Source organism: Reyranella sp., from assembly GCF_965227665.1.
In the GTDB taxonomy this organism is placed as follows: Bacteria; Pseudomonadota; Alphaproteobacteria; order Reyranellales; family Reyranellaceae; genus Reyranella.
In genome coordinates this window covers 3,058,680-3,084,739 of record NZ_OZ245767.1, presented here as the reverse complement: position 1 = coordinate 3,084,739, position 26,060 = coordinate 3,058,680, and the positions used below count along the sequence as shown (strand labels likewise).

Below are 26,060 nucleotides of genomic sequence, written 5' to 3'. Positions count from 1 at the left end.
GGTGTCAGGCCGCGTGGGCCAGGTTGCGCAGCACGTAGTGCAGCACGCCACCGTTCTTGAAGTAGCCGACCTCTTCCGCGGTATCGATGCGGCAGGTCAGCGTGATCGTCTCCGACGCGCCGTCGGGGCGATGGATGGTCAGCGGCACGTCCATGCCGGGCTTCAGCTCGCCGTCGATGCCGCCCACGTCATAGGTCTCGCGGCCGGTCAGGTTCAGCGTCTTGCGCGTCATGCCGTCCTTGAACTGCAGCGGCAGCACGCCCATGCCGACCAGGTTCGAGCGATGGATGCGCTCGAAGGTCTCGCAGACCACCGCCTTGACGCCCAGCAGGTTGACGCCCTTGGCTGCCCAGTCGCGCGACGAGCCGGTGCCGTATTCCTTGCCGGCGATCAGGACCTGCGGCGTGTGCTCCTTCTTGTAGCGCATCGCCACGTCGTAGATCGGCTCGGGCTGGTCGGTCGTGAAGTGGTGGGTGAAGCCACCCTCGACGCCCGGGACCATCTCGTTCTTCAGGCGGATGTTGGCGAAGGTGCCGCGCATCATCACCTCGTGATTGCCGCGGCGCGTGCCGTACTGGTTGAAGTCCTTGGCCTCGACGCCTTCCTCCATCAGGTACTTGCCGGCGGGGCTGTCCTTGCGGATCGAGCCGGCGGGCGAGATGTGGTCGGTGGTGATCGAGTCGCCGAACTGGCCGAGCGGGCGGGCGCCCGTGATGTTGGACAGGGCGGCCGGCGTCTTGCCCATGCCCTCGAAGTAGGGCGGGTTGCGCACGTAGGTCGACTTGTCGTCCCAGGCGTAGGTCAGGCTGGGCTTGGTCTTGATGCCGCGCCAGAACCGGTCGCCCTCGAAGACATTGGCGTAGCGCTTCTTGAAAGCCTTGGCCGTCACGAACTTGTCGACCGTCTTGGCGACTTCCATGTTCGAGGGCCAGAGATCCTTCAGGTAGACCGGCTTGCCACCCTTGCCGAGGCCGATCGGATCCTTGGTGATGTCGATCTTCATCGAGCCGGCCAGCGCGTAGACCACAACCAGCATCGGCGAGGCGAGGTAGTTGGCGCGGGTCAGCGGGTTGACGCGGCCCTCGAAGTTGCGATTGCCCGAGAGGACCGAGCTCACGACCAGGTCGCCGTCGCCGATCGCCTTGGTGACCGGATCGGGCAGCGGGCCGGAGTTGCCGATGCAGCTCGTGCAGCCGTAGCCCACGAGGTTGAAGCCGATCTTATTCAGGTCCTTCTGCAGGCCCGAGGCCTCGAAGTACTCCGTCACGACCTGCGAGCCCGGCGCCAGCGAGGTCTTCACCCACGGCTTGACCTTGAGGCCGAGCTTCACCGCGTTGCGCGCGATCAGGCCGGCGCCCAGCATGACGTAGGGGTTCGAGGTGTTGGTGCAGGAGGTGATGGCCGCGATCACCACGTCGCCGTGGCCGAGGTCATAGTCGGTGCCCTCGCACTTGATGCGCTTGCCGTCGTCCTTGCGGTCGAACTCCTTCTCCATGTTCGCGACGAACTGGTGGGCGGCTTCGGCGAGCGGCACGCGGTCCTGCGGCCGCTTCGGGCCGGCGAGGCTCGGCACGACGTCGCCCAGGTCGAGCGAGAGCGTGTCGGTGAAGACCGGCTCCGGCGACTTCTTGGAACGCCACAGGCCCTGCTTCTTGGCATAGGCCTCGGCGAGCTTGGCGGCCGGGCCGCGATTGGTGGTCTTGAGGTAGCCCAGGGTGATGTCGTCGACCGGGAAGAAGCCGCAGGTCGCGCCGTATTCCGGGGCCATGTTGGCGATCGTCGCGCGGTTGGCCAGCGGCATCTCGTCGAGGCCCTCGCCATAGAATTCGACGAACTTGTTCACCACACCCTTCTTGCGCAGCATCTGCGTGACGGTGAGCACCAGGTCGGTCGCGGTGGCGCCCTCGGGCAGCTTGCCGGTCAGCTTGAAGCCGATCACGTCGGGGATCACCATCGGCTGCGGCTGGCCGAGCATCGCGGCCTCGGCCTCGATGCCGCCGACGCCCCAGCCCAGCACGGCCAGGCCGTTCACCATCGTGGTGTGCGAATCGGTGCCGACCAGCGTGTCGGGATAGGCGATCGTCTCCTTGCCTTCCTTCTTGGTCCAGACGACCCGGGCGAGATACTCGAGGTTGACCTGGTGGCAGATGCCGGTGCCCGGCGGGACGACGCGGAAATTGTCGAACGCCATCGCGCCCCAGCGCAGGAACTGGTAGCGCTCGAGGTTGCGTTCGTATTCCAGCTTCACGTTGGCGCCGAAGGCGCTCGAATTGCCGAAATTGTCGACGATCACCGAATGGTCGATCACGAGGTCGACCGGGACCAGCGGGTTGATCTTCTTGGGATCGCCGCCCAGCTTGCCCATGGCGTCGCGCATCGCGGCCAGATCGACCACGGCCGGGACGCCGGTGAAGTCCTGCATCAGCACGCGGGCCGGGCGGAAGTTGATCTCCTTGGTGGAGCGGCCGCCATTCTTGATCCACTCGGCGAACGCCGAGATGTCGGTCTTCTTGACCGTCGTGCCGTCCTCGTTGCGCAGCAGGTTTTCCATCAGGACGCGGAGCGAGAAGGGCAGGCGGGACAGGTCGCCGACCTCCTTCTCGACCGCCTTCAGGCTGAAATACGTATAGCTGCGGCTACCGACCTTCAGCGTCTTTCGAGCCTTGAAGCTATTGGGATGGGCGGCGGCCATATCTACACTCCTGGAAGGTCGGTTCTCTGCGGATGTGGCGCAAAATAGGGGCATGCACCTCCACAGGCAATCGGCGGATGCGGCTTTGCGGCCGTTGTGTCAGATTGGACGCATGCGACGTCAAATCGGTCACGTATTTGGGGTTCTTGCAGCGTTTCTGGCCCTGACGGGCGAAGCGGTGGCGCAGCGTAACGCGGTCGAGTCCTGGGATCCCAGCGCCCGCGGCTTTTCATCCGGCGGGTCGTCGGCCCCTTCCCTGCCCGGTGCGAGCGGCGGGAATGGCGGGGCCACCCTCGAATCGCTGAACAAAATCCTCTCAGCGTCGCAGCTCTCGGCCTTCGACCGGTCGATCTATCTCAGCATCCGCGCCTTCCAGCTCGCCCGTCTCGGTCGCGAGGCCGACAGCCAGAAGGACATCGCCGAAATGGGCCGCGTCCTGCCCGGCGACTGGCAGGTCGTGCTTTCCAGCACGATGCCGGGCCTGGCCGGCGGCGGCGACCGGGCGGCGGCGCTTCGCACTCTGGACAGTGCGCTGCAACGCAAGCCCGGCGACCCGTCCCTGACGATCGCCCAGGCCCAAGTCTACATGCAGATCGCCGATTTTGCGCGGGCCCTGGGCCTGCTCGACGCCGCCCTGGCCGGCGCCCAGACGCCGGGCGAGCGGCGGTCGGCGCTCTTTTTTCGGGGCATTGCGAACTTCAACCTCGGCAACTACGCCCAGGCGGCCGACGATTTCGACGCCACGCTGGCGGGCCGGCCCAACTTCAAGACCAAGCAGGCGCCGTTGCTCTGGCGCTATGCCGCCCAGGTCCGCGCCCGGCGCGATGCGCGCGCGGCCCTGGCCCGCGACGTGGGCGCGGAGAGCCTGAACGAGTGGCCGGGGCCGATCCTGCGCTTCCTGCTGGGCAAGGGCTCGGCCGGCGAGCTGGAGGTCGCCGCCGAATCCGACGACGGAGCCAAGCGCAGCAACGGCAAATGCCCGGCGGCTTTCTTCATCGGCGTCGACGCGGTCCGCCGCGGCGACAAGCAGCGCGCCCGCGAACAGTTCCAGCTCGCCCAGGCCCGCTGCCCGACCGTCTCGGAGTTCAACTGGGCGGCGTCGAGCGAGCTGAAGCGGCTCTGATCAGCCCGCCAGCGCCAGCGGCGCAACGAATCGCGTGATCTCCGACAGGACATAGGAAGGCTGCTGCAGGTGCGGGCTGTGGCCGCAGTCCGGCACCAGCCGCGTCTCGCAATAGCCCCCGACCTTGCCGGCGATGATGCCGAGCTGCAGTTCGGTGCCGTATTCGTCGTCTTCGCCCTGGATCGCCTGCACCGGCACCATGACGCCCGGCAGGCGGCCGTTCGCGTCCATCGGCTCGAAGCCGGGCGAAACCCAGGCATCGGCCCATAGCCGGAAGGCGCCGTCGACATCGGCATGATACTTCGCGAGCCGCTGGCGCAGGTCGCCGGTGGCGAAGGCGGTCCGGGCCCTGGCGATCGCCTCGACGCAGATCGGCTCGTTGATGGCGTGCGCGGCCAGGGTCACCACCGCCCGCAGCGGCTCGGGATCCGTCGCGGCATAGTTCAGGGCGATCGTGCCGCCATCGCTGTGCCCCACCAGCACGCAGTCCTCGATTCCGAGCGCGGCCAGTAGGCGCGGCAGGACGAGGTCGGCCTCGATCTCCATGTAGCGGACGCCGGGATCGGCCGGCCACGGGCTCGATTGCCCATAGCCGGTGCGATCGTAGACGATGCCGGCGCAGCACGCGGCGTCGCACAGTCTCTGGGGGAAGTCGCGCCACATCTCGATGCAGCCCAAGCCCTCATGCAGGAAGACGAGCACCGTGCGCTCAAGCCCGTCGTCGCGCGCCGGGGTGAGGCGGCGCACCCGCAGACGCCGGTCGCCGAGGTCGATGAATTCGTCTGTTGAGGACATCGGCCTCTTTTCGGGGTAGCCCGGCTTGCGGTCAAGGCGGCGTCAGGCCGTCGCCAGACCGGCTTGCGGCACGCGTGCCTTGAACTTGCGCCGGGAGAAGACAGCGATCATGGCCGGCAGGACGGTGAGGAAGAGGAAGGGCGCCAGCAGGGTGCCGCCGACCACCACGATGGCGAGCGGCCGCTGGACCTGGCTGCCGATGGCGGTCGAGAAGGCGGCGGGCAGCAGGCCGACGGCGGCCGCCACGCAGGTCATCAGTACGGGGCGCATCTGCTGTTCGCAGGTGTGGCGCAGTGCGTGCTCGCGGTCGATGCCCACGGCGATCAGGCGGTTGAAGCAGCTCACCAGCATGATGCCGTTCATCGCCGCGATGCCGAACAGCGCGACGAAGCCGATGGCGGCCGAGATGCTGAACGACATGTCGGCCGCCCACAGGGCGAGGATGCCGCCCGACAGAGCGAGTGGCATGGCGGCGCCTGCGAGGAGCGTGTCAGTCAGCGAGCCGAAGCTGACATAGAGCAGCAGCAGGATCAGCCCGATGGCGATCGGCACCGCGATCGCCAGGCGTGCGATGGCGCTCTCGAAATTGACGAAGTCGCCGGCCCAGTCCAGTCGGTAGCCGCTCGGCAGCTTCACCTGTTCGGTTACCTTCTGCTGGGCCTCCAGCACGGCGCCGCCCAGGTCGCGCCCGCGCACGCTGAACTTCACCGGTATGAAGCGCTCCTGCTGCTCGCGGTAGATGTAGAAGGCGCCTGTCGCGAGTTTGACGGTCGCCACTTCGCTCAACGGGACCTGCACGATGCTGCCGTTTGGACCGACGGTGCCCAGGGCGATGCGGCGGATCGCATCCATGTCCTGGCGGTAGCGGGGCGCCAGGCGCACCAGCAGCGGAAAATGACGGTCGCTGCCTTCCTCGTACAGATCGCCTGCCGCCTGTCCCCCGATCGCCGCCTGGATCGTGGTATTGATGTCGCCCGGCGACAGGCCGTAGCGTGCGGCCTTGGCACGGTCGATGTCGATGAGGACGGTCGGCTGGCCGAGCAGCGGGGGGACCTGGATGTCGGTGATTCCAGGCACGCTCTCCAGTACGCCGCGGATGTCGACGGCGATCTTGCGCAGGGTGATGAGGTCGGGCCCGGAGATCTTGATCGCATTCTCCGCATCGATGCCCGAAGCCGCCTCCTGCACATTGTCCTGGATGTATTGGGAAAAGGCGAAGGTGACGCCGGGAAAAGCCCTGCGCAGTGCGTCGCTCATTTCGGCGATCAGCTCCGGCTTCTCGAGGCCCTTGCGCCACTTGCTTGCGGGCTTCAGGGGAACGAAGAATTCGGCGTTGGAGAAGCCGTCAGGATCGGTGCCGTCGTCCGGCCGGCCGTGCTGGGAGATCACCGTCTCGACCTCGGGGAAGCTCTTCACGAGCTTGCGCATGCGGTTGACGTACCCATTGCCTTCGTCGAGCGAGACCGACGGCGGCAGTGCGGCCCGCATCCAGATGTTGCCTTCCTCGAGCTTGGGCAGGAATTCCAGTCCCACCGTGCTGGCCGCGACCCCGGCCGCCAGCAGCACGCCCAGTCCGACCGCCAGCATGGCGTGACGCCAGGCGAGCGCCCGCGAATAGGCCTGGCGATAGAGACGTCGCAATCCGCGGACGAGAAAGGTCTCGGTCTCGGAGACCTTCTCCGGCAACAGCAGGGCGGCGAGTGCGGGCGACACGGTGAAGGTCGCGATCAGGCCGCCGGCCAGAGCGTAGGCGTAGGTCTGCGCCATGGGTCCGAAGATGCGGCCCTCGACTCCCGACAGGGTGAACAGCGGCAGGAAGCCGGCAATGATGATGGTGGCCGAGAAGAAGATCGCCTTGGTCACCTCGCCCGAGGCCACGTAGATCGTGAAAAGTTTGCCGGTGAGGCCTTCCGGCTCCTCGCGCAGGCTCCGCGTCGGTCCGGCATGGCTTGCTTCGGCGAGGTGTCGGAAGATGTTCTCGACCATGATGACAGTAGCGTCGACGATGATGCCGAAGTCGATCGCGCCCATGGACAGAAGGTTCGCCGACTCGCCGTTCACCACGATGATGACGACGGCGAACAGCAGGGCGAAGGGAATGGTGGCGGAGACGATCAGGGCACTGCGCAGGTCGCCGAGGAACAGCCACTGAATCAGGAAGATGAGGCCGACACCCATCACCATGTTGTGCAATACCGTATGCGTGGTGACGTCGACCAGCACGCTGCGATCGTAGATGCGCTCGATGCGCACACCGGGCGGCAGCAGGTTCGAGCCGTTGATGCGTTCGACCTCGCGCTCGACAGCGCGCAGTGTCGGCATGGTCTCCGCGCCGCGCCGCATCAGCACGATGCCCTCGACAACATCGTCGTCGTCGTCGTGGCCGGCGACCCCCAGTCTCGGTTCGTTGCCGACGGCGATGTCGGCGACATCCGAGACCAGGATGGGCGATCCGTCGCGCACCGTGAGCATGGTGCTGCGGATATCGTCCATCGACCGGATCTGGCCGACGGCACGCACCACGGCCGATTGCGGCCCGAGATTGATGGTGTTGGCGCCGACGTTGATGTTGGCGCCGTTCAGCCCGTCGATCACCTGCTTGAGCGTGAGCCCATGCGCCTGCAGCCGGTCGAGATCGACGGTGACGTCGAACGTCTTGCTCTTGCCGCCCCACGTCGTGACGTCGATCACGCCGGGCACAGCTTTCAGCCGGCGCAGCAGGATCCAGTCCTGCATGGTCTTCAGCTCGGTGACGCTAAAGCCCTTGGGACCCACCACGCGATAGCGGAAGATCTCGCCGATCGGGCTGGTCGGCGAGATCAGGGGCTGTGCGCCGTTGGGCAACGGGCCAAGCTGGGCCAGCCGATTGGTCACGAGCTGGGCCGCCTCGCGGTATGTCAGGTCGTAGGTGAACTGCACCTTCACGTCGCTGAGGCCGGTCAGGGAGATGGAGCGGATGGACTTCACATAGGGAAGTCCCGCCATCTGCACTTCCATCGGGATCGTGATGTAGCGCTCGATCTCCTCGGAGGACTGGCCGGGATTCTGCGTCACGATGTCGACGAGGGGCGGCACCGGGTCGGGATAGGCCTCGATGTTGAGGCGCTTGTAGGCGAACAGGCCGCCCGCGATCATCAGGACGGCAAGAATCAGAACCAGAACGCGCTGACGAATCGCGGCGCCGACGATCGTTTGCATCTACAGCCCTCGTGGCAGGCCGTGAAATGGCGATGCCTTCGCGAAGAGCTAAGACACAAGTCGAGCAGACACACTAGCGTTGCGAGTACAACGTCTATGCAACCTTCTGTAGGTCTGAATCCCGCGGTGCCGCCAGTCGCAATTCGCCCGATATGCCGCGCACTTCTTCGTCGATGAAATGACGCCAGCCATCGAACGACATGCCGACACGCGCCGCCTCGATCAGGGTGTCCTCGGAGATCAGGAGAGGAGAACGATACTTCTTGGTCAGGCCTTCTATGCGCGAGCAGACGTTCACGGCATGACCCACGACGGAGTATTCGAGCCGCTGCTCATCGCCGATCGCGCCCATCACGACCTCGCCATGGTGGATGCCCACGCCGACACGGACCGGTGGCTCGCCGTCCCGTGCACGTTCGACGTTCCAGGCGTCGATCGCCGCGAGCAGCCGGAGGCCACATCGGATGGCGGCGGCTGCGTCGTCGGGCGAGGGGCGCAAGGCACCGAACACCGCCAGCACACCGTCCCCGATGAACTTGTCGATGAGCCCGCCCTCGGCCTCGACGATGCGCGAGACCACGGTGCGATACTCCTGGAGGAAGCCGAACAGGGCGTCGGGTTCCATGGTCTGCACCGCTGCCGTGAAGTCGCGCATGTCGATGAACAGGATCGCCGCTTTCGTCCGCCGGCCCCGTGTCGCACGCAGGCCCTCTCTGGCCAGGCGGTTGGCCAGCTCCGACGGCAGGTATCGCGACAGATTCAGATTCTGCAGGCGCTCGCCGTCGAGGCTATGCCGCAGCCGGTCGGCCAGCAGCGCGCAGGCCAGGAACACCGCGACGGTCCCGATCGCTTCGATGCCGTAGTAGGTGAAGCGGGCGCTGACGAAAGCCGGCGGCGGGTTCGCGCCGATCATCCAGGCGAAAGCGATCGCGGCCGCGGCGATGCCGACCCATCGGCCCGCGAACCACGACGCACCGAAGATGACCACGAGGTAGAGCGCCGTGAGCCGCAGGTCGCCGGTGACGATATCGGCGTAGCCCACCGCGGCCGACAGGACGAAGGCTCCCAACAGTATGGTTGCCTTGAACGTGACGGTCGGATGACTCCGCTTCGTGGCCATGTCCGACATGGCACCCCGATCCGCGTGTCAGCGCTGGGTGTTCGAGGAGATGGACCAGGGAGAGGCAGGCGGCTTGCAGCGCGACCGGCCATTCCCCGGGCCGGTGCCGTCGCGATTCCACCAGCCGCCGCCCAGCGACTGGAACAGTGCCGCGGTGTCGGTGAGACGCGCGGCCTGCGCCTGCACGCGGGTGAGCAGCGTCTGCTGATAGGTGAGCTCGGCGATCAGCACGACGACATAGGTCGTGTCGCCGAGTTCGAGACGCTTGCGCGCGATGGTGAGGGCCGTGGCGGCGGCCCGCTCCGCCTCGACCGCCGACTTGAGCGCCAGCGCATCGTATTCAAGGGCGTTCAGCGTGTCGGCGACGTTGCGGAAGGCCGCCAGCACGATCGACTGGTACTGCGCGTCGGCCTGTTCGAGCGCCGCGACGGCGGACCGCTTCTTGGCCGCCAGCGCGCCGCCATCGATCAGGGTCTGGATGGCGCTGGCGCCCGTGGTGGCGCCCGCGAGACCGGGCATGAACAGCGTGCCGAGCGAGAGCGCACTGGTGTTGAGGCCGAAGCCCAGCGTCACCTGCGGCAGCTGGTTGGCGATGGCGACGCCGACCTGGGCGCTGGCGGCGTGCAGGTTGGCCTCGGCGGCGCGAATGTCCGGCCGTTGCTCGACGAGCTGCGAGGGCAGGGTGAGCGGCAGTTCGTACGGCAGCTTGAGATCGGTGAGTTCGAAGCGCTCGGCGACGGGATCGCTCGGCAGGCGGCCGGTCAGGGTGGCCAGCAGGTTGCGCTGTTGCGCCAACGCCTTCTCGAGCGGCGGCAGGGTGGATTCGGCCTGGGCCAGCGCGGCCTGCTGCGTGGCGACGTCGGCGCCGGGAATGGCGCCGAGGCCCGACTGGCGCGTCAGGATGCCGAGCGTCTCGCGCTGCGTGGCGACGATGCGCTTGGTCGCCTCGACCTGGCCCCGCAGCGACGCCTCGACGATGGCGGCCGCGACGACGTTCGACGCCAGCGAGAGATAGGTCCCTTCGAGCTGGAAGCACTGCGCCTCGGCCAGCGCCTCGAGCGATTCGATCTGGCGGCGGTTGCCGCCCCAGAGATCGAGCGCATAGGTGATCTGGAGGCCGGCGACGAACAGGCCGTAGATCGGCTGCTGGTCGGCGGTCGCCGACTGCAGGCTGGCGGGAGTCTGGTTCTGGGTGGCGTTGAATGTCCCCTGGAGGGTCGGGAACAGGGTGGCGCGTTGGGCGCGGGCATTCTGCTGGGCCACCCGAAGCCCGGCCACGGCCGCCTTCACGTCGGGATTGGCCCGCAGCGAGCGCTCGATCAGGCTGTTGAGCTGCGGCGACTGGAATACGCCCCACCATTGGCCGGGAATGTCCATGCTCTGGACGATCCGCTGGGCCTCGCCGCCCGGTATGCCGGCGGCGATCAGGTCGCTCTTCTGGTCGGGAAGATATGTCGCCGTTTTCGGCCCTTCCGGCGAGGTGAAGTCCGGTCCGACCGAGCAACCAGCGAGAGCTCCCGCCGCGACGAGCGGCAGGGTAGCCAGGAGAGAGCGTCGCATCATGTCGCCTCCGCAACCGTATCGTGGGGGTGGGGCGCCGGGACCGGGGCACGGCGGCGCGAGAACAGGCCGATCATGGCCGGCAGGACGGTGAGGAAGAGGAACGGCGCCAGGAGCGTGCCGCCGACCACGACGATGGCGAGCGGCCGCTGGACCTGGCTGCCGATCGCCGTCGAGAAGGCGGCGGGCAGCAGGCCGACGGCGGCCGCCACGCAGGTCATCAGTACGGGGCGCATCTGCAGGGAGCAGGTCTCGTAGAGCGCCATGCTGCGATCGCGACCGGCGTCGATCAGCCGGTTGTAGCAGCTCAGCACCATGATGCCGTTCATGGCGGCGATGCCGAACAGGGCCACGAAGCCGATGGCGGCGGAGATGCTGAACGGCATGTCGGTGATCCAGAGGCCCAGGATGCCGCCGGTCAGCGCCATGGGAATGGCGCTCGCGGCCAGCAGCGTGTCGCGGAACGAGCCGAAGCTCATGTAGAGCAGCAGCCCGATGAGGCCGATGGCGATGGGCACGGCCACGGCGAGGCGCTGCAGCGCATTCTTCAGGTTGCCGAACTCGCCGACCCACTCGATGCGGTAGCCGCCCGGGATCTGCACCTTCTCCGCCACGCGCTGCTGCGCCTCGATGATGGTGCTGCCGAGGTCGCGGCCGCGGACGCTGAACTTCACCGGGACGTAGCGCTCCTGCTGTTCGCGATAGATGTAGTAGGCGCCGGAGACCAGCTCGACCTTGGCGACCTCGCTCAACGGCACTTGCGTGATGGTGCCGTTTGCGGCCTGCGCGCCGATCTGGATGCGGCTGATCGCGTCGAGGCTCTGGCGATAGCGCGACGCGAGACGGACGACCATCGGGAAGTGCCGATCGCTGCCGCTCTCATAGACGTCGCCGGCGGCCTGGCCGCCGATGGCGGCCTGGACCGTGGCGTTGATGTCGCCCGGCGTCAGCCCGTAGCGGGCCGCCTTGGCGCGGTCGATGTCGATGCGGATGGTCGGCTGGCCGAGCGAGGCCGAGACGGCCAGATCGGTGACGCCGGGCACCGTTGCGAGCACCGCCTTGATCTCGTTACCGAGCTTCGACAGCGTCTCGAGGTCGTTGCCCGAGATCTTGACGGAGTTCTCGCCCTTCACGCCGGAGGCGGCTTCCTGGACGTTGTCCTGGATGTACTGCGAGAAGGTGAACTCGACGCCCGGAAACGCCTTCTCGAGAGCGGCGTTGATCTCCGCGATCAGCGCTTCCTTGTCGAGACCCTTGCGCCACTGTTCCACGGGCTTGAGCGGCACGAAGAACTCGGCGTTGAAGAAGCCGGTCGAATCGGTGCCGTCGTCGGGGCGGCCATGCTGCGAGATGACGGTCTCGGCTTCGGGGAAGCTCTTGATGAGCTTGCGCATGCGGTTGGCATAGTCGTTGCCGGCCTCGAGCGAGATCGAGGCCGGCATCACGGCGCGGATCCACATGTTGCCTTCCTCGAGCTTGGGCAGGAACTCGAGGCCGATCGTGCTGCCGGCGGCGCCGGCCAGCACCAGGGCGCCGAGCCCGGCGGCGAAGGTCGCCCGGCGGCTGGCCAGGGCGGCGTTGCGCAGTCTCTCGTAGGCGCGGCGCAGGGCGCGGACGGCGCGGGTCTCGGCATGGGCCACCTTGTCGGGCAGCAGCAGGGCCGACAGGGCGGGTGACACGGTGAAGGTGGCGATCAGGCCGCCCAGCAGCGCATAGGCATAGGTCCGCGCCATCGGTCCGAAGATGTGGCCCTCGACCCCCGACAGGGTAAACAGCGGCAGGAATCCCGCGATGATGATGGTCGCGGAGAAGAAGATCGCCTGGGTGACTTCGGTCGAGGCGTTGAAGATCGTCGCCAGCTTGCCGGTGAGACCGTCCGGTGCGCGCCGCTGGGAGCCGGTCTGGTGATCGCCTTCCGACAGGTGCCGGAAGATGTTCTCGACCATGATCACGGTGGCATCGACGATGATGCCGAAGTCGATCGCGCCCATGGAAAGCAGGTTGGCCGACTCGCCGCTCAGGACCAGGACGACCACGGCGAACAGGAGGGCGAAGGGGATGGTGGCGGAAACGATCAGGGCACTGCGCAGGTCGCCGAGGAAAAGCCACTGGATCAGGAAGATCAGGCAGACACCCACGACCATGTTGTGCAGCACGGTGTGGGTGGTGATGTTGACCAGGGAGCTTCGGTCGTAGATGCGCTCGATGCGCACGCCGGGCGGCAGGATGTTGCTGTTGTTGATCCGGTCGACTTCCGCCAGCACGCCGCTCAGGGTCGGCATGGTCTCGGCGCCGCGCCGCATCAGCACGATGCCCTGCACGATGTCGTCGTCATCGTTCTGGCCGGCGATGCCGAGCCGCGGCTGATGGCCTATGGTGACGTCGGCCACGTCCGAGACCAGGACCGGCGCGCCGTCGCGCACGGTCAGCATCGTGTTGCGGATGTCGTCCATCGAGCGGATCTGCCCGACGCTGCGCACGATCGCGGACTGCGAGCCGATGTTCACGGTATTGGCGCCGACATTGATGTTGGCGTTGTTCAGCCCGTCGATGACCTGCTTCAGGGTGAGCCCGTAGGCCAGCAGCCGGTCGAGATTGACGGTGATGTCGTAGGTCTTTGTCTTGCCGCCCCAGCCGGTCACGTCGACGACGCCCGGGACCGCCTTCAGGCGGCGCTCGAGCACCCAGTCCTGCAACGTCTTGAGGTCGGATACGGAATAGCCCGGCGGGCCGACGATCCGGTAACGGAAGACCTCGCCGATCGGGCTGGTGGGCGACAGGGTGGGTTGCGCGCCGTTGGGCAGCGGGCCGAGCTGCGACAGACGGTTGATCACCATCTGCGAGGCCTGCTGATAGGTCACGTCGTAGGTGAACTGAACCTTCACGTCGCTCAGGCCGAACAAGGAAACGGTGCGGATGGCCTGGACATAGGGGAGGCCGGCCATCTGGATCTCGATCGGGATCGTTATGTAGCGCTCGATCTCCTCGGAGGACTGGCCGGGATTCTGCGTGATGATGTCGACCAGCGGCGGCACCGGGTCGGGATAGGCTTCGATGTTCAGCCGCGAGTAGGCGAACAATCCGGCGACGGAGAGCACCACGCTTAGGATGACGACGAGGATTCGCTGCTTGAGGGCGGCGGCGACGATGGATTGCATGGGCAACCGATATGTTGGAGGAACGCGCCCGCAGGGCGCGCCGGGCCGTCAGTCGCGCTTGGCCGCGCGATCGATGAAGAGTGTGCCGCTGGTCACGACGTTCTCGCCCAGGGCGAGGCCCTTCTTGACCTCGACCATGCCGTTGGCGGTGGCGCCGACCTCGATCGGGCGCGACGCGACAGACTTGTCCTTTTGATCTGCGACCCAGACGCGGGCGTTGGCGCCCTCGTAGACGACGGCCTCCTGCGGCACGGCCGGGTTGGTCGTCGGTTCGCCCGTCACGATGCGGAAGCTGGCGAACATCTCGGGCATCAGCTCGCGATCGGCATTCGCGATCTCGGCCCGGACCGGCAGGCGTCGCGTGTTGGGATCGAGCGCCGGCGCCACGTAAGCCAGCCGGGCGTTGAAGGTGCGGCCGGGATGGGCCAGCACGGAAACCTCGACCGGGGCCCCGACCTTCATCTTCGGCGCATCGGATTCGCGGACGTTGGCGACCAGCCAGACCGTCGAGAGGTCGCCGATATTGAACACGGGATCGGCGGCGCCGGCGTTGATGTACTGTCCGAGGCCGATCTTGCGCTGGATGACTGTGCCGGCGATGGGCGCCGACACGATCGCCTCCGCGCCGATATGGTCGACCTTCTCCAGCGCATCGATCTCGGCGTCGGTGCGACCGAGGATGCGCAGGCGGTTGCGCACCGCGGCGAGTGCGATTTCGGAGGAGCGCAGGTCGCCCAGCGCCGAGACGAGGTCGGACTGGGCCTGTTCCAGGTCCTTCAGCGATCCGCCGCGGATCGCCAGCAATTCCTTCTGACGTCGTTCGAAATTCTGGGCGAGCGCGAGCTTGGAACGGGCCTTCTCGACGCCGGCGACGGCGCTCACGAGATCGTTCTGGCCCTGCACGAACTCATTCGCTTCGATGGCGAACAGAGGGTCGCCGCGCTGGACGCGCTCGCCCGGCTTGGCGATCAGGCGCGTCACCCGGCCCGAATAGGGCGAGAAGACCGGCGTCGTCGTGTCTTCGTTGATGCCGATCTTGCCGTCGGTCGCGCGTTCATCGCGGAAGGCGGCGGCTTCGACCGGCGCGATGCGCAGGCTGGCCCATTGGGTCTCGCTGGGACGGAAGGCGCCATCGTTCTCCACCGCCAGCGCCGGTCGAATGAGGGCGTTGGTGGGACCGGTGTCGAGGGTCCAGACCGCGGCGAGCGCGAGGGTTGCGATGCCAGCGCCGGCAAACCACAGGCGGTAGCGACGCGGGCGGGCTGTGGTGGAGGTTTTCGGCGCAGTGGTCATGGCGCAGACGCTATTGGTTTCACATTACGTGCGCCTGACTTGCTGCCGGGAGGACGATTTCAGAGTGCTCGGCGTGATAGGATGGCTGAGTTTGCGGCTGCGCCGGGGGAGGTTGGACGTCCATGAGAGTCCTTGTCGTCGAGGACAATGCGGAACTCGTCGCCTTGCTGGCCAAGGGTCTGGCGCGTAGCGGATTCTCGGCGGATTCAGTAGGCAATGCCGGCGACGCCGAGCATTCGCTGGCGGCCATGCGCTACGCGGCGATCGTGCTCGATCTCGGTCTGCCGGATCAGGACGGGTTGTCGCTGCTGCGGGGCATCCGCGGACGCGGCGATTCGACGCCGGTTCTCGTTCTCACAGCCCGTGACGGGGTGAGCGACCGGGTCAACGGGTTGCGCGCCGGGGCCGATGATTACCTCGTGAAGCCCTTCGCCATGGAAGAGCTGGTGGCGCGCCTGCAGGCGCTGCTGCGGCGGCCCGGCAATCTGCTGGGGCGCCAGCTCACCTTCGGCAACGTGGCGCTCGAAACCGAGGGACGACAGGTGTTCATCGACGGAACGGTGCGGGTCTTTCCCGCACGGGAGACAGCGATCCTGGAGATCCTTCTGCGACGCGGCGGCCATGTGGTGCCGAAGCGTCTGTTCGAGGACCAGCTGTTCGGCCTGTCGGGAGATGTCGGTTCGAACGCGGTCGAGGTCTATGTCCATCGTCTGCGGAAGATGCTGGCCGACTGCGGTGCCACGGTGAAGATCCATACCGTGCGCGGCGTCGGCTACCTGCTGGCCGAGGAAAAGGCCGCCGTTTGACGCGCTTCCGGTCGATCATCTCCCGTGTCGTCGCGCTGCATATCGTGGCGATCGGCGTCACGTCCGTCCTGATGCCGCTGGCGCTGTACTGGTTGCTCTACGAAGCCGCCAACAGTCTCCATCGCGACGCCCTGCGCGCCCAGGCTTCGACGGTCGCGACCTTCCTGCACCCCGCGCCCGATGGCGGCGAAGTCACGCTCGATATCCCGCCGGAGGCCCAGCCGATCTATTCGGGTGAATACGCTCTCTATTCCTATGCCATCCTCGATGCGAAGGGGAACGTGCTGTTCACCTCGCGCCCCGACGATGCCCCGCTCTCGGCGCCGAGCGATCCGTTGACCAACGATTCCTTCACGCGACACCGCAGCAAGGGCACCTTGCTCATCGGCGTGAGCGTGCCGCGCGCCATCGGCGATCGTCTCTACTGGATCCAGGTCGGACAGGATCTGGCGCATCGCGACGTGATCATCGACGACATCGTCGCCTCCTTCCTGCCGCGTGTCGCCTGGATCACCTTTCCCATCCTGCTGCTGCTTCTGCTGATCGACATCCTGATCTTCCGTCGCGCGCTCGATCCGGTGCGCGCCGCGTCCGACACGGCGGCATCGATCGGCCCCACCAGTACCGACGTTCGCCTGTCCGAGCAGTCGATGCCGATCGAGGTCGTCCCGCTCGTGCACGCGGTCAATCAGGCGCTCGATCGGCTTGAGGCGGGGTTCCGTGCGCAACGCGAGTTCACCGCCGATATGGCGCACGAGCTGCGGACGCCGCTCGCGATCATGCGCGCGCGCATCGACACGATGGACGATCAGCCGCTGCGCCAGTCGCTGGAAACCGACATCGTCAACATGACGCGCACCGTGAACCAGGTCCTCGACATCGCCGAACTCGAAGCGTTCGTCGTGGACGGCAGTTCCCAGGCCGACCTCCAGGCCGTGTGCGCCGATGCGGTCGCCTTCATGGCGCCGCTCGCTGTCGACAGCGACAAGACGATCGCCCTGACCGGCGTCGAGACACCCGTGTGGGTGCATGGCCATGCCGAGGCACTGTTCCGGGCGGTGCGCAATCTGGTCGAGAATGCCATTCGCCACACGCCGGCCGGCGGGGCGATCGAGGTCGATGTCGCTGCGGACGGAACGGTGCGGGTGCTGGACGAGGGTCCCGGCGTGCCGGCCACCGACCGCGAGACGATCTTCCAGCGCTTCTGGCGGCGCGACCGCGCGCGTCCGGGGAGCCGAGGACTGGGACTGGCCATCGTGACGCGTGTCGCCGCAGCGCATGGCGGCACCATTTCGGTCGACGACCGGCCGGGCGGAGGCGCGGTCTTCACGCTTCGCCTGCAACCTACGCGTCCGGTCTGAGTAAGCCGAACAAGGGGGACCGCGGTTCTCGGCGGCCCTATACTCCCATGATGGCGGAAGCCGAGATCCGCAAGATCATCCACGTCGACATGGACGCCTTCTACGCGTCCGTGGAGCAGCGCGACGATCCCTCGCTGCGTGGCCAGCCGGTCGCGGTCGGCGGGCGGCAGCGCGGCGTCGTGATGGCGGCCAGCTACGAGGCGCGCAAGTTCGGCGTACGCTCGGCCATGCCCTCGGTCACGGCCAAGCGCCTGTGTCCGGAGCTGCTGTTCGTGAAGCCGCGTTTCGAGGTCTACAAGGACGTGTCGCGCCAGATCCGCGAGATCTTCCTGGACTACACGCCGCTGGTGGAGCCGCTCTCGCTCGACGAGGCCTATCTCGACGTCACGACAAACCTCAAGGGCATGCCGCTCGCCTCGGAGATCGCGCGCGAGATCAGGGCACGCATCCTGGAGCGAACCGGCCTGACCGCCTCCGCCGGCATCTCCTACAACAAGTTCCTGGCCAAGCTCGCCTCCGACCATCGCAAGCCCGACGGCCAGACGGTGATCCCGCCCGAGAAGGGGCCGGCCTTCGTCGAGGGATTGCCGGTCGGTCGCTTCCATGGCGTCGGGCCGAAGACGGCGGAAAAGATGAACCGGCTGGGGATCCATACAGGCGCCGACCTGAAGGCGCAGCCGCTCGACTTCCTGCAGCAGTATTTCGGCCGCTCCGGGGCCTACTACTATTCCATCGCGCGCGGTCATGACGAACGTCGCGTCGTGCCCAACCGGCCGCGCAAGTCGGTCGGCTCGGAAACGACCTTCATGGAGGATCTCGACCGGCCGGCGGCGGTGGAGGACGGCGTCGCCTCGGTGCTCGAGGATGTCTGGTCCTATTGCGAGCGCACCGGCATCGTCGGCCGCACCGTGACCGTGAAGGTTAAGTATGCCGACTTCCGGATCGTGACCCGCAGCCGAACCCTTGAAGAGGGTGTCGACAGCCGCGACCTGCTGGAGCGCACGGCGCGCGAGCTGGTGCGCTCGATCTTTCCGCTCGAAAAGAAAGTGCGCCTGCTGGGCGTATCGCTGCATAACCTGCACCAGCGCGAAGAGCGCAAGGTGTCGCCCCAGATGACTCTGGCTCTCTAGGAGACACGACCATGAAGATCTTCATGACCGGCGCGACCGGCTATATCGGCGGCACGATCGCCCGCCGCCTGCTCGACGATGGCCACGAGATCCGCGGCCTCGTGCGCGACGCCGAGAAGGGCCGTAGTCTCGTCGCCTTCGGCGTGGCGTCCGTCATCGGCGGGCTCGACGACGCCGCGATACTCGCGGCCGAAGCCAGTCGCGCGGATGCCGTGATCAATGCCGCCAACAGCGACCATCGCGGTGCGGTGGAGGCGTTGCTCGACGGGCTTGCCGGCTCGAACAAGCCCTTCGTCCATACCAGCGGCTCCAGCATCGTGGCCGACGACGCCCATGGCGATGTCGCATCGGACAAGATCTACGACGAGGAGACGCCTTTCGAGCCGGTGCCGGGCAAGCAGGCGCGCGTCGCCATCGACCGCACGATCCGCGACGCCAGCCGCCGCGGCGTGCGCTCCGTCGTCGTGTGCCCGACCATGATCTACGGCAACGGCCTCGGTCTGGCGCGCGACAGCGCGCAGATCCCCGGTCTCGCGAAGCGGGCGAAGGCGTCGGGCGTGGTGCGCCATGTCGGCCAAGGGCTGAATGTCTGGTCGAACGTTCATGTCGAGGACGTGGCCGACCTCTATTGCCTGGCGCTGGAAAAGGCGCCGCCGGGCGCCTTCTATTTCGCCGAGAACGGCGAGGCCTCCTATCGCGACATCTGTGCGGCGATCGCGCGCCGCCTGAAGCTGGGCGAGCCGCAGGCCTGGCCGTTCGAGGAAGCCGCGAGAGAGCTCGGCGAGAACAGCGCGGCCTACACGTTCGGCTCCAACAGCCGCGTCCGCGCCCGGCGCGCCCGCAGCGAGCTCGGCTGGCAGCCGAAGCATGGTTCGGCGACGGAATGGATCGAGGCGGAGCTGCCGCTCTAGACGTCGATCTCGGCGATCATCCTCTTGAGCAGTGCCGCGTCGGGATAGACCCCGAAGCCCGCCCGAAGGTTGTCCGCCATATGCTCGGGCTTGCCCGTGCCCGGAATGACACAGGTGACGGCGGGGTTTGCCAGCACGAACTTGAGCAGAAGCTGTGCCCAGCTGGTGGCACCGATCTCGCCGGCCCACTCGGGCAGCTTGCGGCTCAGGAGTTTGCGCAGGAGTCCGCCGCCGCCGAACGGCTGGTTCACGATCACCGCGATGCCGCGATCGGCGGCGAGTGGCAGGAGCGTGCGTTCGACGGCGCGATCGTCGAGCGCGTAGTTGACCTGCACGAAGTCCCACTTCTCTGCCCGCATCACGCTCTCCAGCTCGTCGTGGGCGCTCTGCGTATAGTGGGTGATACCGAGATAGCGGATGCGGCCCTCCGCCTTCCAGGCCTGCAAGGTCGGCAGATGGGCGCGCCAGTCGACCAGATTGTGGATCTGCATCAGGTCGATGCGGTCGGTCTTGAGAAGCCGCAAGGAGTTGCGCATCTGCGTGAGCCCGTTGTCGCGGCCGGTGGTCCAGACCTTCGTGGCGATGAAGGCCTTGGCACGGGAATTGGCCGCTGAAAGCAAGTCGCCGACCACGGCCTCGGCCGACCCGTACATCGGCGAGGTGTCGATCGCCGACCCGCCGGCGTCGAACAGCAGGCGCAGCACCTCGGCCAGCGGCGCACGGTTGGCCGGCCGCGCACCCACATCGAAGGTGCGCCACGTGCCGACTCCGACGACAGGCAGCATTTCGCCCGACGAGGGAATCTTGCGCTGGTGCAAGCGCGCTTGCGGCTGCGCGGCGGCTCGCCCGACCGCAAGAACGGTGGCGCCGGCGAGGCCGAGCAGGGCTGAACGGGTCAGGGGCATGAAACTCTCCGCGACCTCAACGTTTCCGCGGGCCGATCAGGCTATCGCTATCTGAAAATTATTGCCGGCGCTGCGCGGATCGACACGGTGCCCATTGACCGTAACCTTGGGCCCGGCGGCAAGTCCCGAGACCGTGATCGTCGGCGCAAGGCCGTCCTGACCCGGCTTGGGCGTATGGTCGATTTCGATCTCGCGCGCCCAGGGCCGGTATTCCAGACGCATCAGGCCCACCTTGCCATCGGCGCGAAAGGTGGCGCCGTCGCGTGTGGTCAGCGCGAACGCCTGCGGGTCGGGCAGCGGATTGTAGGCGACCACCGCACCGCTCGACGGATCGGCGATCAGGTACGCCGTGCGCCCGCGTTCGGTCGTCAGCACCGCGCCGGCCTTTTCCAGACGACCGGTCGTGCCCTGCTGCGCCCAGAAACTGTCGCGCTCGATGCCCGCCGGCAGGTAAGGCCAGGCGCCGTTCAGCCGGCGATAGGGAATCGCCTTCTGCTGGGCGCCGCCTTCCAGCGGATAATTGATCTCCACCGGCTGGGCGAATTCGGTCGAGAAGGCCGCCTCCATGAGGTCGCCGCCGCTGCGGTAGCTGACCTCCACGATACGCCTCGCGGCGTTCCAGTCCGCCTTCAGCTCGGTGGCGGCGATATGGCGGCGGAAGGCCTCGAAGCTGCCATGCTGCGCCTCGTCGCCCATCTCGAGTACGAATCCGCCATACGTGCGCGACAGGACTTCACGCAAGTCGAGCGACGAGACCGGCACCGGCTGCGCACGGCGTAGATTGAACATCGAGATGGTGAGAGCCGGCCCCACCCGGGCGCCGTTCGGCTCCGCCTCTGCGGCGATTCCGGGCGCGATCTCGATGCCGGTGTCGCGGCCCAGGTCGGTCGCGGGCAGCGGCAGGATCGCGAGATAGGTCACGCCGTCGCGGATGAACAGGCGCTGGCCGGCCGGCAGCTTCTGCGGGAACGACTCGAGGCGCCGATCGCCCGCATGTAGTTCCCAGCCGGGCGACGGGGCGAAGTTCCACAGACCGATCACCGTCGCCAGAGAGCCGATCCTGTCTGTGGAGGCGTCGAGGAAGCGCTGGCGGTTGCAGTGAGGTGTCGCGAAGACGATGGCGCGGTTGCGGCTCTGGAAGGTGAGCAGCAGGCCGGCCTGCGGGATCAGGCCCTCGCGCGTGGTGGTGAGGTTCGGCGTATTGGCCGAATACCGGGCGGTCAGCATGCCGCGCTCCGCCGGAGTCGTGGCGGTCCGCGGCGCGCGGACCCATTGCCCGACGAGATCGACCGTGCCGCCGCGCATGTCCTGGCTGGCAAGCCCGTGCCAGCGGCCGAGGTAGGTCCGCTTCCAGAGCGGCGGATTGTAAATGCCGCGCGTCGTCTCGGCGGAGGTCTCCTCGCAGGGCGCACTGCGGTCGTCGATGGGACCCGACACCCAGTCGGGCGCCCACGGAGCGGCCAGGCTCTGCATCGCCACGCGGCCCGGCGGGAAGTCGTACCCCCAGGCCGGCATGCCGTGCACCGTGCCGGTCGAGTCCGTGTCGAGGTGATTGACGACGCCGGCCTTCGATACGGTGTGGAGCGCGCCGTAGATCCCGTCCTGTTCGGCGAGCACGCCCGAGAGGCGGACGCGGGTGCCGGAACAGACGAAGCGGCGCAGCGTCGGATGATACACGCTGATGAGCAGCTCGAGCGTGCGATCGACCAGCACGCGGCCCATCAGTCGGTCGAGCGGTGTCGGTCCATAATCCTTGAACAGCTTGAGGGCGCTCAGGGTGATCGACAGGTAATAGGGGTCGAGCATCTCCTGCGTGCTGCCATCGAGGAAGCCCCAGAAGCGCAGCGGCAGGTTCTCGAGACCGTGCCGCCCGTCGCCCATCGCATGAGACGAGCCGATCATCGCGCCGCCGAGCAGGGCGCCCATGGCGGCGGTGTGATTGAAGTTCTGCGTGCTGACGGCGTAGTTGTAGCCATCCCGGAAGAACGAGGCACGACCGCGCCAGTCCTTGTTGCGGCGCCAGTAGTCTATGGCTTCGGGTCCCTGCGGCGACACGAAAGCGCTGGTCGGCAGGTCGGGCTGCAGCCAGGCGGTCCAGTAGGCCTTCAAGTGGTCCTGCACAGGTTCCGGCAGCAGCTCGCGGAACAGGTGCCAGATGAGCAGCAGGTCGGCGATCTCCCAGCCCATCCAGTAGCGCGGCGGCCTGGCGAGGAGCGCCCCGAGCCGGCTCGCATAGGCGCGCTGTGCGTCCGGTCCGGCGACCTCAGCCCAGGGGCTGACATTGTCGCCGCCGACGCGCTGCAGTTCGCGGATGCGCTCGAACTGCCAATCGGGGCGGCTTCCCCGCGGGTGGGTGGCGGCCTGCGCCCGCTCGGCGATTTCCTCAATCGGCAGGAGGCGGGCCGTCGGCTGGCTGTCGTCGGCGGTGCGGGGAAGACTGCGCTGCGCCGTGGGCGGCAAGGCGATCGCGACCGAGCCGTCGACGGCGCGCAGGGTGAGTTGCAGGTGGGCAGCCTTGAACTTGAGGCCGTGCCCGCCGATCGGCATCGCCCATTCGTAGGCATTGCCGGGCTGGCGATAGCGTGTGTCGTAGGTCTCGAGCTTGCGCAGCAGGAAGCCGCAGCGTTCGGGCATCATCAGCCGGTTGGGCGGATCGGGCGAGAGAATGTCGGTCGAGAAAAGGCGTGTGATGTCGAAGCGCGCGATCCGCTGCTGCTGCGAAAGCTCCTGCGGCTCCAGCAGTCCGTCGAGGCGGTCGCGCGTCGGATCTGTCGCGCCCCAGCGAGCCCAATAGCGCCTGCCGTCGATGCTGGCGTTGAAGGTCGGCCCGATCGTCGGATCGGCGATCCAGGGCTGACGCAACGGCCACGCCATCACATGCCAGCTTGGGGGATCGTCGGTCCAGAGCTTGCGGCCCAAGCCCTCGCGACAGGTATAGCCTTCGGGCACGATCTCGTAGCCGCCATAGTCGAGTACCAGCTCGACCTTCGCCAGCACGCGACCGCGCAGCAGGGGAAGGGCGATGGCGTCGGCGGCGCCGGGAAAACGCAGGAGCACGGAACGATGCACGGCGTCGACCGTGCGGCCCCCTGGCATCGGCCTGTCCCAGTCACGGCCGTCGATCGTTGCCGTTTCGATGTCGCTGATCAGGACCCGTTCTTCGCGTCGCGACTGCGCGCTCGCCGGCCCGGCGGCGAGCATTGCGGCCGTGACACTGGCGCTGCGCAGGAAGCGGGAGCGTGTGAGGTCACGTGACATTGCCATGACATTGTTCCGCAACGATGACCATTACACCAGCGCGGAACCCCGACGCCATATTGATGCCGTACGCGAAGGTTCTTCTGTGACCGTCTGTTGTTTCGACACTTCTGGCCATTGTCTTCTCCCATGTCGCTCCCATCTCAGAACCGATCGCAGACATCTCAGCCTGAAGGAGACCGCGCCATGCCCGAGCCCTTCGTCGTCGAAATCTGGGGAAAGCCCGCCGGCGTCGTCCTCAAGGAAGGCAATGCGTTTCGTTTCCATGCCTTCACCCGCCCGTTCTTCGAACTCGACGGCCACCAGTTCAATACACCGGGTCAGGCGCGGCTCGCCGCAGCCAAGCTCCAGCCGCCGGGCGAAAGCGCACGCGCGGAGTAGGTCCTTTCGCCTTGTCGGTCGCCTGAGGGGACGCTAGTCCACATCACGACCGACAAAGGAGGAAAGTGGTGATCAAGCGCAAGCAGCGTATTCCGATTCGTGACCTCTCGACCATGAAGGCGGAGGATCGCGAAGCCATCGAGAAGAACGCAATGAACGGCCAGGTGTTCAACATCTTCAAGGTGATGGCCAATCACCCCGCGCTGACCAAGCGCTGGACGCCGTTTGCCGGGCACATCCTCTCAAAGCAGACCCTGCCCTTCCGCGATCGCGAGCTGCTCATCCTGCGCATCGGCTGGCTGAACCAGGCCGAATACGAATTCGCGCAGCACGAGCTCATCGCCAAGAGGGGCGGCGTCACCGACGGTGACATCGCCAACCTCAAGGAAGGACCCAAGGCCAAGGGCTGGAACGAGCATGAGGCGGCGCTGATGCAGCTCGCCGACGATCTCTTCGAAAACTCGGTCGCCTCCGACGAGACCTGGGCCACCCTGTCGAAGACCTATTCGACCGAGCAGCTCATGGACGCCGTGTTCACGGTCGGCCAGTACAATCTCGTCTCCTGGGCGCTCAACAGCTTCGGCGTCCCGCTCGACGACTTCCTGCCGGGCGCGGAAAAGAAGTAAGCCTGCGTTAGCATTTGCGAGTCATTCGCAAGTAGAATAGACCGGTCCCGGGATAGCGAATCGGGACCATGGGGCGGCACGACGTATCTGCTTTGATCGCGAGCTTTCGCGAGAACTACCAGGATCTGCTGCGCTTCCTGACGCGGCGGACCGGTAATGCCGAGCGTGCCGCCGATGTGGCCCAGGATACTTATGTCCGGCTGGCGGCCATCCCGCCGACCAATCTCGACATTCAAAATCCGCGAGCCTTCGTCTATCGCGTCGCCGGAAATCTGGCGATCGACACGATGCGGCGTGAAGGCCGGATCGCGGCCGACCTCACCTTCCTCGAAGAGGCCGAGACGGTGCCCGATACGACACCGTCTCCGGAGGCGAGCGCGCTCGCCCGCGAGCGGCTGCGCCTGCTGGAGGCGGCACTGGACGAGTTGCCGTCAAAGCCGCGTCTTGCCCTGCTGCTCAGCCGTGTCGAGGGGCGGTCCTTCGTCGAGATCGCCCGCCAGCTCGGCGTGTCCGAGAGCATGGTGGCGAAATACATCGCACAGGCGCTACGGCATTGCCGTAACAGGCTGCGGCAAGGCGATGACGAATAAAAACACGGGCGAGTGCTGCAAGTCCGCCCGCGTTCAAACGTCGTTTGAGTCGAGGGGACGAGTCAAATCGGTTGCTGATGTCGGATGAGGGAGAAAATCCAGGCGGCACGCTGAGCGACGAGGCCATCGACTGGCTGGTGCGTTTGAGTTCGGGCCACGCCACATCGAGTGATCGGTTCGCGTTCAAGCGCTGGCGCGAGCGCTCGGCGATGCATGAAGCCGCGGCGGCAGAGGCTGAGGCCCTGTTGCGCGACGTCGCCGCAACCCGCCAGGCCTCCGGGCTGCGAAGCCGAGCCGAAATGCAGTCGATCGCCTCGTTGCCGCACCGCGTCGGCCGCCGGACGGTGTTTGCCGGCATCACGGCGGCTGCCGCATCTGTTGCCGTCGTGGCCGTAGGACCCAACCTGCAGGATCATCTTTCCGGCCTCTATGCCGATTACGCAACCGCTATCGGAGAGCGTAAGCGCATTGCCCTGGACGATGGCTCGACCGTCACGCTCAACACCGCGACTGCGCTGTCGGTTGACTATTCCGGTCACGAGCGGCGTATCGCGCTCTACGGTGGTGAAGCGTCTTTCGAAGTGGCCAAGGACCCCAACCGTCCGTTCATCGTCACGGCTGGAAACGCTCAGGCCCGAGCGGTGGGTACCGCCTTCGTCTTGCAGCGGAACGCAATGTGCGAGCGTGTCGTCGTCACCGAGGGCACAGTCGAAGTGACGGTCGGCAAGGCCGCCGCGGTGCGACTGGAAGTGGGGCAGGCACTAGCCCTCGGCGAGGTCGAAGGGCAGAAGGTTCTCTCCGTCGACGTCGACGTCGTCACGGCATGGCAGCGCGGCAAGCTCATTTTCAATCGGCGGTCGTTGCAGAGCGTCGTCGCGGAACTGGAGCGCTACCGCCGGGGACGGATCGTCATTGCCAACGAGGACCTCAAGGCCCTTCAGGTGACGGGCGTATTCGACCTCGACGATCCCGATCGGCTACTGCGCACCCTCGCGGAAACCAGCAAGGCGCGAGTCACCTATCTGCCCCTGCTGACGATCATTCGCTGAATGCGCTGCAAGTTCGCCATCATCGATTCGTCTTACCGTCGAGACGGTGAGATTGAGACGCACTCCGAAACAAGGAGCTCGCCTGCCGCCGCCGCGTAGCATTG

18 protein-coding genes are annotated in these 26,060 nt (G+C 66.8%); 9 read left to right on the top strand and 9 right to left on the bottom strand.

Annotation, left to right across the window (positions count from 1 at the left end; translation table 11 throughout):
* Positions 1–4: 4 nt before the first annotated feature.
* Positions 5–2,692 carry an aconitate hydratase AcnA gene (acnA, locus tag ACO07I_RS14850; RefSeq protein WP_422008890.1) on the bottom strand — a complete coding sequence of 896 codons (2,688 nt, stop codon included), beginning with the start codon at positions 2,690–2,692 and terminating at the stop codon, positions 5–7.
* 178 nt (positions 2,693–2,870) lie between these two features.
* Here acnA and ACO07I_RS14845 point away from each other — a divergent pair, with 178 nt between their 5' ends.
* Positions 2,871–3,815: a hypothetical protein gene (locus tag ACO07I_RS14845; protein WP_422008888.1), complete on the top strand. Its 945-nt coding sequence runs from the start codon at positions 2,871–2,873 to the stop codon at positions 3,813–3,815.
* Here ACO07I_RS14845 and ACO07I_RS14840 read toward each other — a convergent pair whose 3' ends face one another.
* The 6 genes from ACO07I_RS14840 to ACO07I_RS14815 form a co-directional block, all read right to left on the bottom strand.
* A complete protein-coding gene (locus tag ACO07I_RS14840) occupies positions 3,816–4,610 on the bottom strand; it encodes an alpha/beta fold hydrolase (RefSeq protein ID WP_422008886.1) in 795 nt (264 codons plus the stop codon).
* Between the two features lie 42 nt (positions 4,611–4,652).
* A complete protein-coding gene (locus tag ACO07I_RS14835) occupies positions 4,653–7,808 on the bottom strand; it encodes an efflux RND transporter permease subunit (protein ID WP_422008884.1) in 3,156 nt (1,051 codons plus the stop codon).
* Positions 7,809–7,902: 94 nt separating this feature from the next.
* Complete coding sequence (locus ACO07I_RS14830) at positions 7,903–8,937, bottom strand: adenylate/guanylate cyclase domain-containing protein (RefSeq protein ID WP_422008882.1); 1,035 nt, start codon at positions 8,935–8,937, stop codon at positions 7,903–7,905.
* Positions 8,938–8,955: 18 nt separating this feature from the next.
* Positions 8,956–10,491: an efflux transporter outer membrane subunit gene (locus ACO07I_RS14825; protein WP_422008880.1), complete on the bottom strand. Its 1,536-nt coding sequence runs from the start codon at positions 10,489–10,491 to the stop codon at positions 8,956–8,958.
* Positions 10,488–13,646: an efflux RND transporter permease subunit gene (locus ACO07I_RS14820; RefSeq protein WP_422008878.1), complete on the bottom strand. Its 3,159-nt coding sequence runs from the start codon at positions 13,644–13,646 to the stop codon at positions 10,488–10,490. The genes ACO07I_RS14825 and ACO07I_RS14820 overlap by 4 nt, the downstream gene beginning before the upstream one ends.
* 48 nt (positions 13,647–13,694) lie before the next feature.
* A complete protein-coding gene (locus tag ACO07I_RS14815; protein ID WP_422008876.1) occupies positions 13,695–14,939 on the bottom strand; it encodes an efflux RND transporter periplasmic adaptor subunit in 1,245 nt (414 codons plus the stop codon).
* 122 nt (positions 14,940–15,061) lie between these two features.
* On the opposite strand from ACO07I_RS14815, the gene ACO07I_RS14810 reads away from it, so the two are divergent.
* From ACO07I_RS14810 to ACO07I_RS14795, 4 genes are read left to right on the top strand one after another with little or no spacing between them, the layout of a single operon-like run.
* Positions 15,062–15,745 carry a response regulator gene (locus tag ACO07I_RS14810; protein ID WP_422008874.1) on the top strand — a complete coding sequence of 228 codons (684 nt, stop codon included), beginning with the start codon at positions 15,062–15,064 and terminating at the stop codon, positions 15,743–15,745.
* Entirely contained in the window at positions 15,742–17,106 is a 1,365-nt protein-coding gene (locus tag ACO07I_RS14805; protein WP_422008872.1) for an ATP-binding protein, read from the top strand. The genes ACO07I_RS14810 and ACO07I_RS14805 overlap by 4 nt, the downstream gene beginning before the upstream one ends.
* 50 nt (positions 17,107–17,156) lie before the next feature.
* Positions 17,157–18,236, top strand: a complete 1,080-nt coding sequence (gene dinB, locus ACO07I_RS14800) for a DNA polymerase IV (RefSeq protein WP_422018273.1) — start codon at positions 17,157–17,159, stop codon at positions 18,234–18,236.
* Between the two features lie 11 nt (positions 18,237–18,247).
* The gene (locus ACO07I_RS14795; protein ID WP_422008870.1) at positions 18,248–19,147 is read left to right on the top strand and encodes an NAD-dependent epimerase/dehydratase family protein; all 900 of its coding nucleotides are present in this window, start codon (positions 18,248–18,250) and stop codon (positions 19,145–19,147) included.
* Here the strand turns inward: ACO07I_RS14795 and ACO07I_RS14790 are convergent.
* Together ACO07I_RS14790 and ACO07I_RS14785 are read right to left on the bottom strand one after the other, a co-directional pair.
* Complete coding sequence (locus tag ACO07I_RS14790) at positions 19,144–20,052, bottom strand: aldo/keto reductase (protein WP_422008868.1); 909 nt, start codon at positions 20,050–20,052, stop codon at positions 19,144–19,146. The genes ACO07I_RS14795 and ACO07I_RS14790 overlap by 4 nt on opposite strands.
* Before the next feature lie 36 nt (positions 20,053–20,088).
* Positions 20,089–23,316 (bottom strand): hypothetical protein, encoded by a 3,228-nt coding sequence (locus ACO07I_RS14785; RefSeq protein WP_422008866.1) that lies wholly within the window; start codon positions 23,314–23,316, stop codon positions 20,089–20,091.
* Positions 23,317–23,496: 180 nt separating this feature from the next.
* Here ACO07I_RS14785 and ACO07I_RS14780 point away from each other — a divergent pair, with 180 nt between their 5' ends.
* The 4 genes from ACO07I_RS14780 to ACO07I_RS14765 all read left to right on the top strand — a co-directional run bounded on the left by ACO07I_RS14780 (position 23,497) and on the right by ACO07I_RS14765 (position 25,956).
* Positions 23,497–23,691 carry a hypothetical protein gene (locus tag ACO07I_RS14780; protein ID WP_298309563.1) on the top strand — a complete coding sequence of 65 codons (195 nt, stop codon included), beginning with the start codon at positions 23,497–23,499 and terminating at the stop codon, positions 23,689–23,691.
* A 68-nt stretch (positions 23,692–23,759) separates the two neighbouring features.
* Entirely contained in the window at positions 23,760–24,317 is a 558-nt protein-coding gene (locus ACO07I_RS14775; protein WP_422008864.1) for a carboxymuconolactone decarboxylase family protein, read from the top strand.
* Between the two features lie 68 nt (positions 24,318–24,385).
* Positions 24,386–24,907 carry an RNA polymerase sigma factor gene (locus ACO07I_RS14770; protein WP_422008862.1) on the top strand — a complete coding sequence of 174 codons (522 nt, stop codon included), beginning with the start codon at positions 24,386–24,388 and terminating at the stop codon, positions 24,905–24,907.
* Positions 24,908–24,984: 77 nt separating this feature from the next.
* Positions 24,985–25,956: a FecR family protein gene (locus tag ACO07I_RS14765; RefSeq protein ID WP_422018271.1), complete on the top strand. Its 972-nt coding sequence runs from the start codon at positions 24,985–24,987 to the stop codon at positions 25,954–25,956.
* Positions 25,957–26,060: the final 104 nt, after the last annotated feature.

Excerpts from the sequence above, each read along its gene's own strand:
- ACO07I_RS14810 (WP_422008874.1), top strand. The coding sequence starts at position 15,062 with ATGAGAGTCCTTGTCGTCGAGGACAATGCGGAACTCGTCGCCTTGCTG.
- ACO07I_RS14830 (WP_422008882.1), bottom strand. The coding sequence starts at position 8,937 with ATGTCGGACATGGCCACGAAGCGGAGTCATCCGACCGTCACGTTCAAG.
- ACO07I_RS14765 (WP_422018271.1), top strand. The coding sequence starts at position 24,985 with ATGTCGGATGAGGGAGAAAATCCAGGCGGCACGCTGAGCGACGAGGCC.
- ACO07I_RS14820 (WP_422008878.1), bottom strand. The coding sequence starts at position 13,646 with ATGCAATCCATCGTCGCCGCCGCCCTCAAGCAGCGAATCCTCGTCGTC.
- ACO07I_RS14790 (WP_422008868.1), bottom strand. The coding sequence starts at position 20,052 with ATGCCCCTGACCCGTTCAGCCCTGCTCGGCCTCGCCGGCGCCACCGTT.
- ACO07I_RS14825 (WP_422008880.1), bottom strand. The coding sequence starts at position 10,491 with ATGATGCGACGCTCTCTCCTGGCTACCCTGCCGCTCGTCGCGGCGGGA.
- acnA (WP_422008890.1), bottom strand. The coding sequence starts at position 2,692 with ATGGCCGCCGCCCATCCCAATAGCTTCAAGGCTCGAAAGACGCTGAAG.
- ACO07I_RS14835 (WP_422008884.1), bottom strand. The coding sequence starts at position 7,808 with ATGCAAACGATCGTCGGCGCCGCGATTCGTCAGCGCGTTCTGGTTCTG.
- ACO07I_RS14770 (WP_422008862.1), top strand. The coding sequence starts at position 24,386 with ATGGGGCGGCACGACGTATCTGCTTTGATCGCGAGCTTTCGCGAGAAC.
- ACO07I_RS14785 (WP_422008866.1), bottom strand. The coding sequence starts at position 23,316 with ATGGCAATGTCACGTGACCTCACACGCTCCCGCTTCCTGCGCAGCGCC.
- ACO07I_RS14815 (WP_422008876.1), bottom strand. The coding sequence starts at position 14,939 with ATGACCACTGCGCCGAAAACCTCCACCACAGCCCGCCCGCGTCGCTAC.
- ACO07I_RS14780 (WP_298309563.1), top strand. The coding sequence starts at position 23,497 with ATGCCCGAGCCCTTCGTCGTCGAAATCTGGGGAAAGCCCGCCGGCGTC.
- dinB (WP_422018273.1), top strand. The coding sequence starts at position 17,157 with ATGGCGGAAGCCGAGATCCGCAAGATCATCCACGTCGACATGGACGCC.
- ACO07I_RS14840 (WP_422008886.1), bottom strand. The coding sequence starts at position 4,610 with ATGTCCTCAACAGACGAATTCATCGACCTCGGCGACCGGCGTCTGCGG.
- ACO07I_RS14795 (WP_422008870.1), top strand. The coding sequence starts at position 18,248 with ATGAAGATCTTCATGACCGGCGCGACCGGCTATATCGGCGGCACGATC.